The sequence below is a fragment of the Priestia sp. 179-F W1.4 NHS genome, from assembly GCF_045369295.1.
GTDB lineage: Bacteria > Bacillota > Bacilli > Bacillales > Bacillaceae_H > Priestia > Priestia zanthoxyli.
The window spans coordinates 477,164-492,337 of sequence record NZ_JBIQFF010000002.1; the positions used below are offsets into that span (position 1 = coordinate 477,164).

Sequence of the window (15,174 nt, forward strand, 5' to 3'; positions counted from 1 at the left end):
ACCACATACGTATAAATAATGCTATGTTTGTTGGCTTCTATCACCTTTAGCTGCCTTATTTCTCTTTATATAAGAAAGCGCAATAAATAACAACGGAAAACAGACGCTTAGTACAAATAAATAAAACGGCCAGTAATATTTTTCAAAATAATTGAAGTATGCTGTATTTGGAATAATGTAATACGCCACGCCTGTAATGATTAGACCTAAAGGGAAGCTCAAAAAATTGCGCACCCGTAAATTACATAATTGAGCGATACTTAACTGAATAGCATAGAACACAATGACAACTTTAAAAAAGATAGATAACATCCAAATAATAGCTACTAATACTTCAACATGCTGTATCGTTGCACCTAACGAAATCATTTTTCCTAATAAATAAACTGGGTAGCTGTGCATTGATGCAATATTCGCGCCAAGAGCTAATATACAAGCCGCAACTGCAATCGTAATCGTCAAGCCCGATGCCACAGTGCCGATAACAATCATTCTTTTTACCTTTTTGCCATCTTTTATATGAGGCGTAATCATTAGCACAAAAATCAATTCCATAAACGGATTTCCTAAGAAATACGTGGTCCCTAACACTAAATCATCCATGCGGAATTCAAACAAAGGGTAAAGACGATCCAGTTTCATCTGAGGAATATTTAACGAAATTAACAATAAAAAAGGGACGACGATCCACGGTAAAAAGATTTCCGCGGTTCTCGCTATCACTTCAATGCCTAAATACCCTCCGTATATAACCGCTAAAATCACAAGAGCATGAATCCACGTAGGCAGCGTTTCAGGGACAATTTGCGTCGTCATAAATGTACTGATATCTCGAAGGGAAAACGTAGATTGAATGAACATAAAAGAAATGTAAATAAGAGACATACACGCTCCGGCGTAAGGACCTAGCGCTTTTTTAGCTATTTCAATGAACGTTTGCTGAGGGTAACGGTGCATCAGCCATAGCAGCACCGCAACAATTAAAAGGGCAAAGCCAATAGCAAGCACACTACATACCCAGGCATTTTGTCTATTCGTTTCTAATAACGTAGCCGGAACTGCCAAAATAGCGCTTCCGATACAAAAAAAATAAATGAGAAAAAGAAGTTGTTTCGGAGTAATAAATTCTTTTATTTGCATCATACACCCCTTCTCTCCTACATGCTTACGTAAATAACAGATGATGAACGGTTTTAGTAAGAGGCTTAATGAGTTCCTCTAAAAAGTACAGAGGCGTAGGTACTTCTTTACGGAGTGTAATGGCTCCCCAAAAGAATAAACCCATACCTATAAGACAAAGATAGACAACGATTTCACGGTAATACTTTTCCTTTCGGAAGTTAATCATAATTTTTTTAGTCAAAAAAGCAAGAAGTACCAGTAAGGCGATAAATCCCTCCATTTTCTTTCTCCTTAATGCTTCATTTGCTTCATATATGAGTTATTTAACGTGCCTAAGCGACGGATTTGAACTTTGGCATCTAAATCGACGGTTAAATCTTCTGCGTAAATTCTGTTCCAGTCTCTTTTCATTTTGTACCATCTCTTTACATCTTGTCTGTAAAACGTTTCTCCAAAACCGAAGATATCACTTTTATAATCTTTTTGAGCTTTTTCCACTGCGTCATTCATTTTTTCTTTTACGTCCGCTGCTGTTTTTCGTTCGAGCATATTAATTACAGCTGGGTCCTGTAAGTTTACTTGACACTCTACATCTGCCACGTTTGCTTCACCTTTTAAATCCACGTGAATATGAGGCTTATGGTTTTTCATAGAAGCCGTTACCTTCACGTTCGTTCGAAGCATTTCTACTCCGATGATATCGTGCTGTTTTTCTTTTCCTTCGCATGGAATAACAATTAACGTACTTTTTACATTTCCTGTAATATAGTTATATCCTTTACTTTCGTCTTCATTGAACCAGCCGATCAGCTTATCATTTTGAAAGACACCTAATCCTTTAAAATTGAGCAGGGTGGACAGATTGGTCCGGGAAATGCTCGACATATCTCCTGCCTTTTTCACATCGCCTTTGACCAATACTCCCGATAACACCGCCTGCTTTCCTTCGCTCGTTAAGTTACTGATCAGTTCATTTAACTTTACGCCTCTAGTAGGTGCCCAAATACGTTGAGAGACGTCTAATGAAGCAAACATATGGTTAGCTGGTATTTTTTCAATTGTTGTTAATACGTTCAGAACGCTCGATGCTTTCGTGTTTTTAGCAACAACAACAAAATAATCGGTACGCACTTCATGATCCCGAGCAAAGAAATCAAGCACTTCAGCAATACCCTCTTCCGCCATGCTTTCGCTAATGACTAGCATTCGTAAATGAGAAAGATAAATTTTCCGCGGGGATTTTGTCGTTATTTTTCTTAACCCTTCCATTACAGACGAAGCCTTAATAGAGAATGTGGTAACAGAAGGCCCGTTTGTAGGGGTTTTGGCCTGAATATCACCAGGGTTAATCAGCTGAACTGTAACAATAATGCCATCTTCTGCTTTATCAATTCCGACAGCAACCGTAATGGCTAGCTCATTCAACTCTCGACTGCTCCAGCAGCCGCTTAACAGCAATGAACAGATACATAACATCAGAAATGCTTTCATAGTAACCGGCCACCTTTGCACAGTTTAGTTTTTTTGCGTCTTTTGACGTGAAATATTCTTCTCGTTAATAAGCTTTGGCCTTGTTTTCATTTTTTTGATCGAACGTCTAATTAGAACATCCTTTTGATCACGCTTCACAAAGGGAGCCATAGGTGTCATATAAGGGACTCCAAATGACCTTAAGCTGCATAAATGTAAAATCATTAAAATTAGCCCGAGGATAATACCGAACAAGCCAAAAGTAGCTGCTAAAACCATTAAAATAAAGCGCAGCATCCTTACTGCAATGGCCATATCATACACCGGTGAAACAAAGTTACTAATAGCGGTGATGGATACAACGATAACCATTGCAGGGGATACTAATCCAGCTTGTACGGCGGCTTCTCCTAAAACGAGTGCTCCCACGATTGAAATAGCTGAACCTACTGCTCGAGGCAATCGGACTCCCGCTTCTCGCAAAATTTCAAACGTGATTTCCATAATAAACGCTTCAATAATAGCTGGAAAAGGCACACCTTCCCTTTGAGCTGCAATACTAATTAACAAAGCAAAAGGAAGCATCTCTTGATGAAAAGTAGTTAAAGCAATATAAGCAGAAGGTGTTAAAAGGGCTAAGAAAAATGCCATGTAGCGCATTAAGCGAATCAATGTACTAATATCTGCGCGCTGGTAATAATCTTCGGCCGCCTGAAAAAATTGAATAAATAGGGCAGGAACCATCAATACAAAAGGTGTACCGTCTACTAAAATGGCTATCCGCCCCTCTAAAAGACCTGCTGCCACGGAGTCTGGACGCTCCGTGTTATGCATAGTAGGAAAAGGTGTATAATCTTCATCTTGAATCAACTCTTCGATATATCCGCTCTCCAAAATACCGTCTATATCAATTTTAGAAAGACGCTCTTTTACCTCTTGAATGACCTGTTCATCCGCAATGCCGTCTATATAAACGAGCGCAATATCCGTTTTTGTAAACTCTCCTATTTGCTGAGATTCAATCCAAAGTTTTGGAGATTTTATTCGGCGCCGAATCAATGCGGTATTCGTTCGCAGTGTTTCTGTAAAACTGTCTCGAGGTCCTCTTACAACGGTCTGAGATTGTGGTTCAGAAACAGCCCTGTCTCTCCACCCTCTTGTACTTGCCACAATACACGTTTGATACCCTTCTAAAAACAGCACGGTATCTCCTGATAAAACATGAAGAAGAGCATCATCCAATGTTTTGGCTTCCATAATTTCACCGGCCGCCAAACTATAGCTTTTAATCAACTCGTACATATTAACGACACCGTCATCATGAGTTAAATGCTCATCGTGATAATGCATAATGGAGTCTAGCGCATAGTGTTCAACTTCATCTTTATTTACCAATCCGTCGATGTAAGCAACACCTAAAGTGAATTTTTCTTCAATTGAAATTCGAAACTCTCTTGTCACTAAGTCCGTGCTCTGTCCCAATGCTTTTTTCATGTGGAAGATATTATCTCCCACTCTCTCCGACAATTTCTGCTCTTCCTCAGTGGAAGAAGCACTAGTTGCCTTAGAGTCCTTCGATTCACCAGCTTTTTCTTTCCGCTGTTTGGATTTATTCGTTAACTCCGATAGTTTTTTAATACGCATTGTTCATCCTCCACTACATTGAACGAAAAGAAACGGAATTTCTTCTTTTTAGTCTCTATAGTTTTTGTATGAAAAGGAAATTTATACTTGAAGCCATTTTAATAATCTTTATTTTTGACATCATTTGTGCATTTCTATAGGATAGTAATGGATAATTCTTCGTTATTATGAAGAATGTTTATACGGAATATTGAAAGGAGTCTATACATGGCACAATCACTTAAAGGCAAAGTAGCTCTTATTACAGGAGCAGGAAAAGGCATCGGTCGTTCAACTGCAATTGAATTAGCAAAAGAAGGCGTAAATATCGGTTTAATTGCTCGTACAGAGGCAGATTTAAAGGCTGTTGCTTCTGAACTGGAAGCATTTGATGTACAAGTTGCTTATGCAACAGCAGACGTTTCTTCTATGGAAGAAGTAAACGTAGCAGTTGAGCATCTACATACAAAATTAGGGGCAACGGATATCTTAATCAACAATGCGGGAATCGGTAAATTCGGAGGCTTTTTAGAGCTAGACCCAGCTGAGTGGAAACAAATCATTGATGTGAATTTAATGGGCGTTTACTACGTAACGCGCGCCGTTCTACCTCAATTAATCGAAAAAAATGGTGGAGACATCATCAATATTTCATCCACTGCTGGTCAAAAAGGCGCTCCCGTTACAAGTGCTTACAGCGCTTCAAAATTTGGCGTGCTTGGCTTAACTGAATCTTTAGCGCTAGAAGTGCGCAAACACAATATTCGTGTAACAGCTCTAACACCAAGTACAGTAGCAACGGAATTAGCATATAAAGAAAACTTAACGGATGGCAATCCTGATAAAGTGATGCAGCCTGAAGACCTAGCAGAAATTATGGTAGCACAATTAAAGCTGCATCCGCGTATTTTTATCAAATCTGCGGGCATGTGGTCTACAAATCCATAAACAAACATAGAAAAAGGAGAGCTTCAGCTCTCCTTTTTTGTGTCTTCTTTTATATGATAGTTAGCTTATTTACGTTTAGGCGTGATTTCTTCTGATAGTTCTTCAAAAGACTTTACTTTTCCATGCGATGGGTTTTGTGATTGCTTTCGTACGTTCCACTGACGCTCTTTTTGACTTTTAGACTGAGTCATTTTGCTTCATCCCCTTTTTATATGCTTACATGTAGTAGGATAAAACAAGCTGCTCTTTTCCATACATCAAAACTGCTTCCAATTTCTTTACTGCTTAGCTAAATGTATTTTAAACCATTTATCAATTTCCGCGTTATATTGATCATAATAAGCAGTTAGCGGATGGTCTCCATTTTTGTACAGTACATATTTGTATTCTTTTCCCTGCTCATCTAGCTGTTTCACAAGTTTTTCAGCCTGAGTGTGGTGAACTTTACGATCATGATCGCCCTGTAAAATTAAAAGAGGTGAATTTACTTTATCGCTCCAGTAGACAACAGAACGACTTTTATACCTCTCTGGATACTGCGCCGGATCTCCTACAATTGTCCGCAGCACTTGTTTCATTTCAGGCCCTCTTTGGTCGTAGAATTGAAACATGTCTGTAATACCTGATTGTACGACAACAGCATCAAATTTAACGCCGTTTTTCATCGTTAAATACGTCATCATACCGCCGCGTGAATATCCTAGCGCTACCTTTTGCTGGTGATTTACATAAGGAAGCTGTTCTCCCCATTTAATAAGATTTAATACGTCGTCAATATCTTTACCGCCGTACGTCTCTGTTCCTTCACTTCCGCCATTTCCCCTGTATTGAGTCGCAACAACGACGTAGCCTTTACTTGCCCAGTATGACAAATACTGAAGTGTTTTTGCGCGAATCATGCCATGTTCGCGATTTCCTCCGCGATTATATACTAAAAGCGGATAATGTTTGTCTGCAATATCTTTAGGCTGTACTAAAAACCCTTTTATCTTTAAATTATCACTAGGATACGTAATGCTATATACATCTACTTTATTTGAATAAGGCGATAATAAATTCATTTTTTCTTTATTTACATCATCACTTTCAGCTCGGTTAAAAACCGCTGTCACACCGAGCACAGCTACAGTGATTAATGCAATGATGCCCCATTTTTTCAACAGAAACCCTCTCCTCAACAAATATCTTTTCTCTTTTATAATGAGTGTTTTCATTTGCCTTTACCCTTCTTAAATGTTTGCTAAAAAGGGCATTCATCCCATCGCCAATACAGCTCATTTATCATACCGCAAAACCCAAATTTCTTCATTAATAAAGAAATAAGAATTCATACAAGTACATGAACAGGAAAGACGTATAGTAAATTGTATTATTAAATTATAGATTTGAAAAGTGGAATGATACTTTTTTTGTCGTTTTTTACCTGTCCTTTTTTAAAAAGAAAAAAGCCCAGTTAAGACTGAGCTTTTTTCTTGACAATACCAATGCCTGTATATGCTAAAATAATTGAAAAAATCGGACATAAAATGCTAAAGAATGTAAATGGAATATAGTCAGCCGCTGGAATATTTAATGCAGTTGAAATAAAAGCTCCGCTGACACCCCACGGAATAATAGCATTAATAACCGTTCCACCGTCTTCAAGCGTTCGTGATAAGTTTTTCGGATCTAAGTTCCACTTTTCATACAGCGGCTTAAACGTTTGCCCAGGCAGAAGAATTGATAAATACTGTTCTCCTGTAATAACGTTCACTCCAATTGAAGATAGAAGCGTAGCAAAAATAACGTCTCCGCTGCGGCGGATTTGTTTTGCTAATCCTTTTAATAAAGCATCAATAATTCCAACCGCTCTCATCAAGCCACCTAGCGACAAGGCAATCATGATAAGAGAAATAGAAAACATCATGGACTGTAATCCGCCTTTGTTTACAATCGCATCGACTACTTTATTTCCTGACTCGATTGCCGGCCCGCTTTGAAGAACCCCTAGCAATTGACTCAGCGTAAATTCATGCTGTGTAATCATTCCTGTAATGATTGCCGTTACAATACCTAAAACTAACGTTGGCAATACATCGACTCTTCTCATCGAAAAAATAAGAACTAAGAGTGGAGAAAGCAACGTTAACACGTGTAAATTAAACGTATATTTTAATGCTTCTTGAATCCCTTGAATTTCTCCGTAATTGACGCTTTCATGATTTCCGTTCATTCCGATTACCAATGCAATGATTGCTGTAATAACAATACTTGGAACCGTCGTCCACGTAATATGCTGAATATGTTTAGGGAGCGGCACTTCAACGATACCAGAAGCAAAATTTGTTGTATCAGACAATGGAGACATCTTATCTCCAAACACAGCTCCTGAAACAATCATCCCTGCTGCTAGCCCTGGATGTACACCAATAGCAGTTCCCACGCCAAATAAAGCGACTCCTACCGTACTGACGGTTGTTAATGAACTTCCCGTGAATGTTGAAACTAACACGGTGATAACCAAAGCACTAATTAAAAAGTACTGCGGTGAAATCCAGTGGAAGCCGTAGGATAAAATCGTCGGTATCGTTCCTCCTACCATCCAAATCGCAATGAGCATCCCGATCAGCATTAGAATAAGGATAGGCTTAATGCCAAGTCTAACACCGTCTAAAATGCCTTTCTCCATTTCTGTCCACTTATATTTCAACAAAAAGCCAATCACACTAATAAATGCTACACCAAATATTAGCGGAATATGAGGCGGCAGCTTTAACATAAATAATGAAACAAAAATAATAGCTAATAGCACCAAAACCACCGCTATTGATTGTATAAATGAAATTTCTTTTTTCATGAGGTATTCCCTTTCTATCTTTCTTTTTCACTTAAACGCTTTTATGCTTTTACGCAGTTAAGTGCAAACCTTCTTGAGTATAATTTTTATCCTTCTTGCTGTCAATAACTTATTTTATCCAACGGCAGGCTCTGCACTCATTTTTCCACTTTTCTTCTTATTAATATTTATTCTCTATCTAAGCAAATCATTGTACAAAATGCTTCTAATGTTTTTATGTATATAAAACGGGTACACACAAAACACACGTTTTTTTAATGTACTACCTTTTGTACATAAGCGAGGAACTTCCCTCAAAAAATTTTTAAGCAAAAGACTTGAAAGTCAAAAAAGGTCAAAGTATAATAAGATTATGAAAGGTCAAGAAAGGTCAAACACCTGCTGATCTTCGATTAAAATCATTTAGGGAGGCTAATTAAATGATTTGTCAAAACTGTAATAAACGTGAAGCATCTATTCAATTAAATGTACAAACAAATAATCAAAAATCTCAATATCGTTTATGTCATACATGTTATCAAGCACTAATGAAAGAACATAAAATCCCATCAGGTTTTGGAGGTGGCGGCTTTATGAACATCGATGATTTATTCAAGCAAATGGCGCACGAACAAGCTGCACCGGAGCAGCCACAGCAAGGAAACGGCGGCGGCGGCTTTTTAGATCAATTTGGTCGAAACTTAACTCAAATTGCGAAAACGGGATTAATTGACCCTGTTATTGGCCGCGAAGAAGAAGTAGAGCGCGTCATTGAAATTTTAAATAGAAGAAACAAAAACAACCCGGTACTAATTGGAGAACCCGGTGTTGGTAAAACAGCTGTAGTCGAAGGGTTAGCTTTAAAAATTGCGGAAGGAAAAGTTCCTGCAAAGCTGCTAAATAAAGATGTATATCTGTTAGATGTAGCATCACTCGTAGCTAATACGGGCGTGCGAGGTCAATTTGAAGAGCGTATGAAACAGTTAATTTCTGAGCTTCAACAGCGAAAAAACGTGATTTTATTTATCGATGAAATCCACCTTCTTGTAGGAGCAGGTTCAGCGGAAGGTTCAATGGACGCAAGCAATATTTTAAAACCTGCTCTTGCACGAGGTGAACTTCAAGTAGTCGGAGCTACCACTTTAAAAGAGTACCGTTCCATTGAAAAAGATGCGGCTCTTGAACGACGTTTCCAGCCGGTTATGGTTCACGAACCGTCTGTAGAAGAAGCCGTTGAAATTCTAAAAGGAATTCAAAGTAAATATGAAGATTATCACGGCGTTAGCTATACAGATGAAGCGATCCGCGCTTGTGTAAATTTATCACACCGCTACATTCAAGATCGTTTCTTGCCTGATAAAGCAATTGACTTGCTAGATGAAGCAGGTTCAAAAATGAACTTACAGGCAGGCATTACAAATAAAGACGACGCAGCCGCTCGCTTAAAAGAAATTACAAAAGAAAAAGAGCAGGCGCTAAAGGATGAAAAATATGAAGTAGCGGCAAAACTCCGCGATGAAGAAGCTGCTCTTGAAAAACAACTAAACGAAGAACAGCAAAAAATGAACGTGGATATTGCTGACATTCAAGCCATTATTGAAAAGAAAACGGGTATCCCTGTTGGTAAACTTCAAGAAAATGAATCAGCAAAAATGAAGCATTTAGCAGAGCACTTAGCTCAAAAAGTAATCGGACAGCAGGAAGCTGTAGAAAAAGTAGCAAAAGCGATTCGACGTTCTCGCGCTGGATTAAAAGCGAAGCATCGCCCAATTGGTTCATTCTTATTTGTTGGTCCAACAGGTGTCGGTAAAACAGAGTTAACCAAAACATTAGCTGAAGAACTATTCGGCTCAAAAGATGCTATGGTTCGTCTAGATATGAGTGAATACATGGAAAAACACGCGGTGTCTAAATTAATCGGTTCACCTCCTGGCTACGTAGGTCACGAAGAGGCAGGACAATTAACAGAGAAAGTACGCCGTAACCCTTATTCCATCATCTTACTAGATGAAATTGAAAAAGCTCATCCAGACGTTCAGCATATGTTTTTGCAAATTTTAGAAGATGGACGTCTAACGGATAGTCAAGGTCGCACAGTAAGCTTCAAAGACACGGTTATCATTATGACAAGTAACGCTGGTGTAGGTGAAAAGAAAATTACGGTTGGGTTTGACGCAGAAAATGATGCGCTTAAGCAGGCATCCGTTTTAGATTCACTTTCATCTTATTTCAAACCAGAGTTTTTAAATCGATTTGATACAATCATTGAATTTAATCACCTTGAAAAAGATAACTTGATTAAAATCGTTGACCTTATGCTTGCTGAATTAAAAGAAACATTACAAGAACAAAACATCACGCTGAGCGTAACAGATGAGGTAAAAGAAAAACTGGCTGAACTTGGCTATCACCCTGCATTCGGTGCTAGACCACTCCGCCGAGCAATTCAAGAACAGCTTGAAGATCGAATTACAGATTTACTGTTAGGTGATGCGGACGTATCAACAGTGAACGTAACGTTAAATGAAGCAAGCGAAATCACCGTACAAAACTAATAGAAAAAGCGACTCTACTTGAGTCGCTTTTTTTATAGAAATACTTTCGTTTATTTACTTTCATCTGTTTTTTCATCTGTTTTTTCGTCCGCACTATCCGTTGATTCTTCTTGATCATCAGCTGCTTCATCCCCAGATGAGTCATCTGCTTCGTCTTGCTTCATTGTTTCCTGTGAATCATCTGTCGTTGTATCCTCCGATTGAGTATCATCCGACTGTTCGGTTTGCTGTTCTGTTGCATCTTTTTCATCCGTTTGTGAGTTGCATGCTGTGATTAACATAATTGCTAGAAGTGATCCAAATAACTTGACTAATAAACTTTTGTTCATTTTACCGTCTCCTTTCGAATCATCTGAGCCTCTATGTAGTCACCATTCATATGGCTCTACTGGCAGTATAGCCTATCCAATTGGAAAAAAGTTCACTTTTACAAGGTTATCACAAAAGCTTTACATCTCCTTCATTTCGTTCATATTCCCCTCATATTTCCTTAATAGTTTATGACCAGCCACATTCTAGATCTATCTTCCTTGGTCTAAGTGCTCAATTCGGCTATTCACATAGTTGTAACTATGCTAATATGAGTGATATATTACTGTATCGTGCGACTAGCTGACTATGAAGTTATTCTCCTATAAAATTATTCACCATTTAAGAAAGGGATTTTTTATGGAATCACACAACCTCATAAAAAAACGTAATTTTATTCTTTTACTTATTTTTTGGCTGCTGTATTTTGTCCACATTGTGTTATATCACTTTATTGCAGCTGATCCTAATATGATTGTTTTTATAAGCGGAGGAATTTTATTATTGGTAGTGACGGCTATGTACTACTTTCGTTTTCATCCTGCTATCATTATGTATTCTTTTTTTATATGCTATTATGCCTATATTGCGTACATAACATCTATTGAACCTGCTGTTATTAATTATTTGTTTTTGTTTCTTGGAATAATTGTTAGCTTTATTTACTATAGCTATATCGCTATTGTAACTTCTACATTAATGTCCATAATAATTGTTTTGTACTTTTATGTAAGCAACACTCTTTTTACATCTGTGACTTTCGTGAAATTAGATATCGTTTATTTCATTTTGTTTACGCTGATCACAATGATTATTTTGTTGTATTGTGCTCATTTCTCTAAAAAATTAATTGCTATTACGACGGTCAAAATGAACAAAACCGAAGATGAACTTTACTCAGCTCAAGAGTATTTACAATCTTTTTTCACATACAATCGCGACGCCATTTCCGTGTTCAGTCTAGACGGCAAAGTGATTAAAGTAAACGATGCTTTTGAGCAAATATACGGATGGAAAGCGGAAGAGATTGTCGGAAAAGCCATCCCATTTATTCCTGCTGGCTTAAAAGGCGACGCTGAAAACCGATTAGAAAGGGTTAAAAAAGGAGAAAAGCTGGTAGCCTTTGAAACCCAAGATAAGCGAAAAGACGGAAAAATAATTGACGTAGAAATTACTGTTTCACCTATTTTTAATCGTGATCAGCAAGTCGTTGCGCTTTTTGGTATTTCACGCGATCTTACAGAAGAAAAGGAAACAGAAAAATTTCTTCGCCAAACCGATAAATTATCTTTAGCCGGCGAAATGGCAGCGGGCATCGCTCATGAAATTCGAAATCCGCTTACTTCCCTGAATGGATTTATTCAGCTTATTCATGAAGACAGCAGCCGCTATCATTCTTATACAACCATCATGCTGAGTGAACTGAATCGTATTAACTCAATCGTTGGAGAATTTTTATTGCTCGCTAAACCTCATGATACGGTTATGAAAAAACATGCATTCTCTACTATTTTAAATGACGTTATTCTTCTGTATGAATCAGAATGTGTATTAAAAAACGTCGTAGTTAAAACGCAGGTGGAAGCTCCGCATACATACATCTGCTGTGATGCCAATCAAATTAAGCAAGTACTCATTAATTTATTAAAAAATGCGCTCGAAGCTATGCCTAGCGGAGGAGAAATCCATTTAAACGTTACTCAGCATACTAAAGGCCTTACTATTTTCATTAAAGATACAGGAGTAGGTATTCCCTCAAATTTGCTTACGCACATTCAAAAGCCCTTTTTTACTACGAAGCCATCAGGCACGGGTCTTGGACTTGTTGTGATTAAAAACATTCTGTATCAGCATAAAGGAACATTTGAGATTAAAAGCACTGTGGGCGAAGGAACCAGCGTTACCCTTACGATTCCTTTATGGAAAAAAGGAACATGTCAATAAAAAAAAGCCGCAAACGCGGCTTTTTTTATAGCTTTTTATCATCAATACTATTTAAATAGCTTTCAATTTCATCTACTACAGACTGCACGCAGCCCTCTTCGAATGGAGAGATCAAATTCGCTTCCTCTACTAATTCTAAAAATGGCTTACTTCCGCCAAGCTTACACAAATGAACGTAATCTTGCCATGCTTGTTCATGATTTTCCCGATCTTTTTTCCAAAATTGAAATGCACAAATTTGAGCGAGCGTGTAATCAATATAATAAAACGGAGACGTGTAAATATGAAGCTGACGCTGCCAGAAGCCCCCGCTTTCTAGATAGTGATGGCCGTCATAGTTTTTAGAAGGCATATATTTCTTTTCAATTTCTCGCCACGTTTGTTTTCGTTCCGAAGGCGTCATCTCGGGGCGTTCGTATACAGCATGCTGAAATTCATCAACTGCTACCCCGTAAGGCAAGAAAGTTAAGCCTGAGCTTAAATGAGAAAACTGGTATTTATCTTTGTCCTCTTTAAAGAACAACTCCATCCAAGGCCATGTAAAATACTCCATGCTCATCGAATGAATTTCAGCTCCTTCATGCGTAGGCCAGTGATACTCATTGGTTTCCATATCTCGGCTGGAATACACTTGAAAAGCATGCCCTGCTTCATGCGTTAACACATCAATATCGCCTGATGTTCCATTAAAGTTTGAAAAAATAAACGGCGCTTTGTATTCTTCAATAAACGTACAGTAGCCTCCGCCTGCTTTGCCCTTTTTAGCGACTAAATCCATTAAATTATTTTCAAGCATAAAGGAAAAAAATTCGTCCGTTTCTTTAGAAAGCTCCTTATACATAACCCGTCCATTTTCAATAATCCACTTTTCATCACCTTTTGGCACTGCGTTTCCTGTTTCAAACTGAAACGGTTCATCATAATAAGTTAAGCTCTCTACTTGAATTCTTTCCTGCTGACGCTTTTTTAGTTTTTCAGTAAGGGGAACAATATACTCTTTCACTTGTTGGCGAAAAGTGGCAACCATTTCAGCATCGTACCCTATTCTAGACATACGAGCATAGCCCACTTCTACGAAATTTTTATAGCCTAATTTTTCAGCAAGCTTAGTCCGCACTTTTACAAGCTTGTCGTAAATATCATCAAATTCCTCTTCATGATCAGTAAAAAATTGAAACTTCGCTTCTGCTGCTTTTTTTCTCATTTCTCGATCAGGTGACTCCATAAACGGATCGAGCTGAGCTAACGTTCTTTCTTCTCCTTCAAATACAATTTTAGCTGACGCCACTAGCTTCGTATATTGAGATGATAGCTTATTTTCTTCCTGCAGCTCTTTTACTATTTCAGGAGAGAACGTTTTTAACTGCATTTCAGCAAGAGAAAACAGCTGCTTTCCCCACTTTTCTTCTAGTTCCGGTTTAAAAGGTGAAGAGATTAAGGCTTTGTAAAATTTCTCTACGTATCCTTCTAAAAGCGGCTGTGTTTCATCAAAATAGTCTTGTTCTTCTTTATAAAATTCATTGGCTGTGTCGATAGAATGACGAATATAGCAGATGTTCCCCATTGTACTGTACTGAGAATACGCATCGTTTGCTAGACGAATTGCCTCATTTTGCTGACTGACTGACCCTGCTTCCGTAAAATGTGTAATGGCCTTTTCAAACTGCTTTTCAATTTCATTCATATCAGGTCGCGTATATGTATAATTCTCAAATTTCATCATTTATTCCCCTTCCTCTATTGTCTGTATGTAACCTAATTCGTTTTTATCCAGCTGTATTCCTGTTAATTTCAATTTTTTGTCACTTTTTATTTTTTATGTCGATTGGTCATGAAAGAAGTCATAGAAAAAACTCGTTTGTTCAAAAGAAACAAACGAGCTTTCCTTACTTAATTAGTCGATTCCGGCAAAAATTCATCTGCATAGTGCCCTAGTTTCTTAAGCATCGAAATGGCAACTTCCTTTTCTTCGCTAGATAAAACGGATAAAATATCATGAATTCTTTTTTCGTGACTCGGAAACATGCTTTCAATCATTTCCTTGCCTTGCTTGGTGATAGCTGCATAGGTTACGCGACGATCGTTCGGACAAGCAACGCGCTCCAAGAAGCCTTTTTTCTCAAGCTTGTCTACTACATACGTAATACTGCCGCTTGCCAACAGAATTTTTCCGCCAATTTGCTGAAGAGGCTGCTGGCCTTTGTGATACAATAACTCTAGGACAGCGAATTCGGTTGGATTCATTCCATGCTGTTGAATAAATTTATGCACATGATCATTAATTGAACGATTGGCACGAGATAGTACAATAAATAATTTAAGAGATTGGTCTAACTCTTCTCTAGTTACATCATTCGTCATTTTAATCAGTTCCTTTGATATTATCTT

Annotated in this window: 13 protein-coding genes; 3 read left to right on the plus strand and 10 right to left on the minus strand. The window is 38.0% G+C overall.

Translation table 11 applies throughout. The annotated features are described in order from the left end of the window. Nucleotides 1-21 precede the first annotated feature (21 nt). The 4 genes from ACH0CI_RS12955 to ACH0CI_RS12970 are packed head-to-tail and all read right to left on the minus strand — an operon-like array spanning nt 22 to nt 4,236. Nucleotides 22-1,143 carry a GerAB/ArcD/ProY family transporter gene (locus ACH0CI_RS12955; protein WP_406901553.1) on the minus strand — a complete coding sequence of 374 codons (1,122 nt, stop codon included), beginning with the start codon at nt 1,141-1,143 and terminating at the stop codon, nt 22-24. 22 nt (nt 1,144-1,165) lie between these two features. Next, nucleotides 1,166-1,402, minus strand: a complete 237-nt coding sequence (locus ACH0CI_RS12960) for a hypothetical protein (RefSeq protein ID WP_048020033.1) — start codon at nt 1,400-1,402, stop codon at nt 1,166-1,168. An 11-nt stretch (nt 1,403-1,413) separates the two neighbouring features. Next, on the minus strand, nt 1,414-2,613 hold the full coding sequence (locus tag ACH0CI_RS12965; RefSeq protein ID WP_028414151.1) for a Ger(x)C family spore germination protein: 1,200 nt from the start codon (nt 2,611-2,613) through the stop codon (nt 1,414-1,416). Nucleotides 2,614-2,637: 24 nt separating this feature from the next. After that, nucleotides 2,638-4,236: a spore germination protein gene (locus ACH0CI_RS12970; RefSeq protein ID WP_028414152.1), complete on the minus strand. Its 1,599-nt coding sequence runs from the start codon at nt 4,234-4,236 to the stop codon at nt 2,638-2,640. A gap of 207 nt (nt 4,237-4,443) precedes the next feature. On the opposite strand from ACH0CI_RS12970, the gene ACH0CI_RS12975 reads away from it, so the two are divergent. Then, nucleotides 4,444-5,163, plus strand: a complete 720-nt coding sequence (locus ACH0CI_RS12975) for a 3-ketoacyl-ACP reductase (RefSeq protein ID WP_406901554.1) — start codon at nt 4,444-4,446, stop codon at nt 5,161-5,163. A 65-nt stretch (nt 5,164-5,228) separates the two neighbouring features. Here ACH0CI_RS12975 and ACH0CI_RS12980 read toward each other — a convergent pair whose 3' ends face one another. The 3 genes from ACH0CI_RS12980 to nhaC all read right to left on the minus strand — a co-directional run bounded on the left by ACH0CI_RS12980 (nt 5,229) and on the right by nhaC (nt 7,999). Continuing rightward, nucleotides 5,229-5,354, minus strand: coding sequence for a DUF6254 family protein (locus ACH0CI_RS12980; protein WP_013082238.1), 126 nt, complete (start codon nt 5,352-5,354; stop codon nt 5,229-5,231). Nucleotides 5,355-5,441: 87 nt separating this feature from the next. After that, nucleotides 5,442-6,323, minus strand: coding sequence for an alpha/beta hydrolase family protein (locus ACH0CI_RS12985; protein ID WP_406901555.1), 882 nt, complete (start codon nt 6,321-6,323; stop codon nt 5,442-5,444). Nucleotides 6,324-6,616: 293 nt separating this feature from the next. After that, complete coding sequence (gene nhaC, locus ACH0CI_RS12990; protein WP_406901557.1) at nt 6,617-7,999, minus strand: Na+/H+ antiporter NhaC; 1,383 nt, start codon at nt 7,997-7,999, stop codon at nt 6,617-6,619. A 419-nt stretch (nt 8,000-8,418) separates the two neighbouring features. Between nhaC and ACH0CI_RS12995 the strand changes: the two genes are divergently transcribed. Next, the gene (locus ACH0CI_RS12995) at nt 8,419-10,533 is read left to right on the plus strand and encodes an ATP-dependent Clp protease ATP-binding subunit (RefSeq protein WP_406901558.1); all 2,115 of its coding nucleotides are present in this window, start codon (nt 8,419-8,421) and stop codon (nt 10,531-10,533) included. 50 nt (nt 10,534-10,583) lie between these two features. Here the strand turns inward: ACH0CI_RS12995 and ACH0CI_RS13000 are convergent, their stop codons facing one another. After that, entirely contained in the window at nt 10,584-10,862 is a 279-nt protein-coding gene (locus ACH0CI_RS13000) for a hypothetical protein (RefSeq protein ID WP_033578378.1), read from the minus strand. Nucleotides 10,863-11,202: 340 nt separating this feature from the next. Between ACH0CI_RS13000 and ACH0CI_RS13005 the strand changes: the two genes are divergently transcribed. Continuing rightward, on the plus strand, nt 11,203-12,786 hold the full coding sequence (locus tag ACH0CI_RS13005) for a PAS domain S-box protein (RefSeq protein ID WP_406901560.1): 1,584 nt from the start codon (nt 11,203-11,205) through the stop codon (nt 12,784-12,786). Between the two features lie 25 nt (nt 12,787-12,811). On the opposite strand, the gene ACH0CI_RS13010 is transcribed toward ACH0CI_RS13005, so the two are convergent. Beyond that, nucleotides 12,812-14,506: a M3 family oligoendopeptidase gene (locus ACH0CI_RS13010; protein ID WP_406901561.1), complete on the minus strand. Its 1,695-nt coding sequence runs from the start codon at nt 14,504-14,506 to the stop codon at nt 12,812-12,814. Between the two features lie 170 nt (nt 14,507-14,676). Beyond that, entirely contained in the window at nt 14,677-15,147 is a 471-nt protein-coding gene (locus tag ACH0CI_RS13015; RefSeq protein WP_013082231.1) for a MarR family winged helix-turn-helix transcriptional regulator, read from the minus strand. Between the last annotated feature and the right edge of the window lie 27 nt (nt 15,148-15,174).

What these genes read in the sequence shown, in the direction of transcription:
- ACH0CI_RS12980 (WP_013082238.1), bottom strand. Translation starts at nt 5,354, where the DNA reads ATGACTCAGTCTAAAAGTCAAAAAGAGCGTCAGTGGAACGTACGAAAG.
- ACH0CI_RS12965 (WP_028414151.1), bottom strand. Translation starts at nt 2,613, where the DNA reads ATGAAAGCATTTCTGATGTTATGTATCTGTTCATTGCTGTTAAGCGGC.
- ACH0CI_RS12960 (WP_048020033.1), bottom strand. Translation starts at nt 1,402, where the DNA reads ATGGAGGGATTTATCGCCTTACTGGTACTTCTTGCTTTTTTGACTAAA.
- ACH0CI_RS12955 (WP_406901553.1), bottom strand. Translation starts at nt 1,143, where the DNA reads ATGATGCAAATAAAAGAATTTATTACTCCGAAACAACTTCTTTTTCTC.
- ACH0CI_RS12975 (WP_406901554.1), top strand. Translation starts at nt 4,444, where the DNA reads ATGGCACAATCACTTAAAGGCAAAGTAGCTCTTATTACAGGAGCAGGA.
- ACH0CI_RS12970 (WP_028414152.1), bottom strand. Translation starts at nt 4,236, where the DNA reads ATGCGTATTAAAAAACTATCGGAGTTAACGAATAAATCCAAACAGCGG.
- ACH0CI_RS13015 (WP_013082231.1), bottom strand. Translation starts at nt 15,147, where the DNA reads ATGACGAATGATGTAACTAGAGAAGAGTTAGACCAATCTCTTAAATTA.
- nhaC (WP_406901557.1), bottom strand. Translation starts at nt 7,999, where the DNA reads ATGAAAAAAGAAATTTCATTTATACAATCAATAGCGGTGGTTTTGGTG.
- ACH0CI_RS13005 (WP_406901560.1), top strand. Translation starts at nt 11,203, where the DNA reads ATGGAATCACACAACCTCATAAAAAAACGTAATTTTATTCTTTTACTT.
- ACH0CI_RS13010 (WP_406901561.1), bottom strand. Translation starts at nt 14,506, where the DNA reads ATGAAATTTGAGAATTATACATATACGCGACCTGATATGAATGAAATT.
- ACH0CI_RS12995 (WP_406901558.1), top strand. Translation starts at nt 8,419, where the DNA reads ATGATTTGTCAAAACTGTAATAAACGTGAAGCATCTATTCAATTAAAT.
- ACH0CI_RS13000 (WP_033578378.1), bottom strand. Translation starts at nt 10,862, where the DNA reads ATGAACAAAAGTTTATTAGTCAAGTTATTTGGATCACTTCTAGCAATT.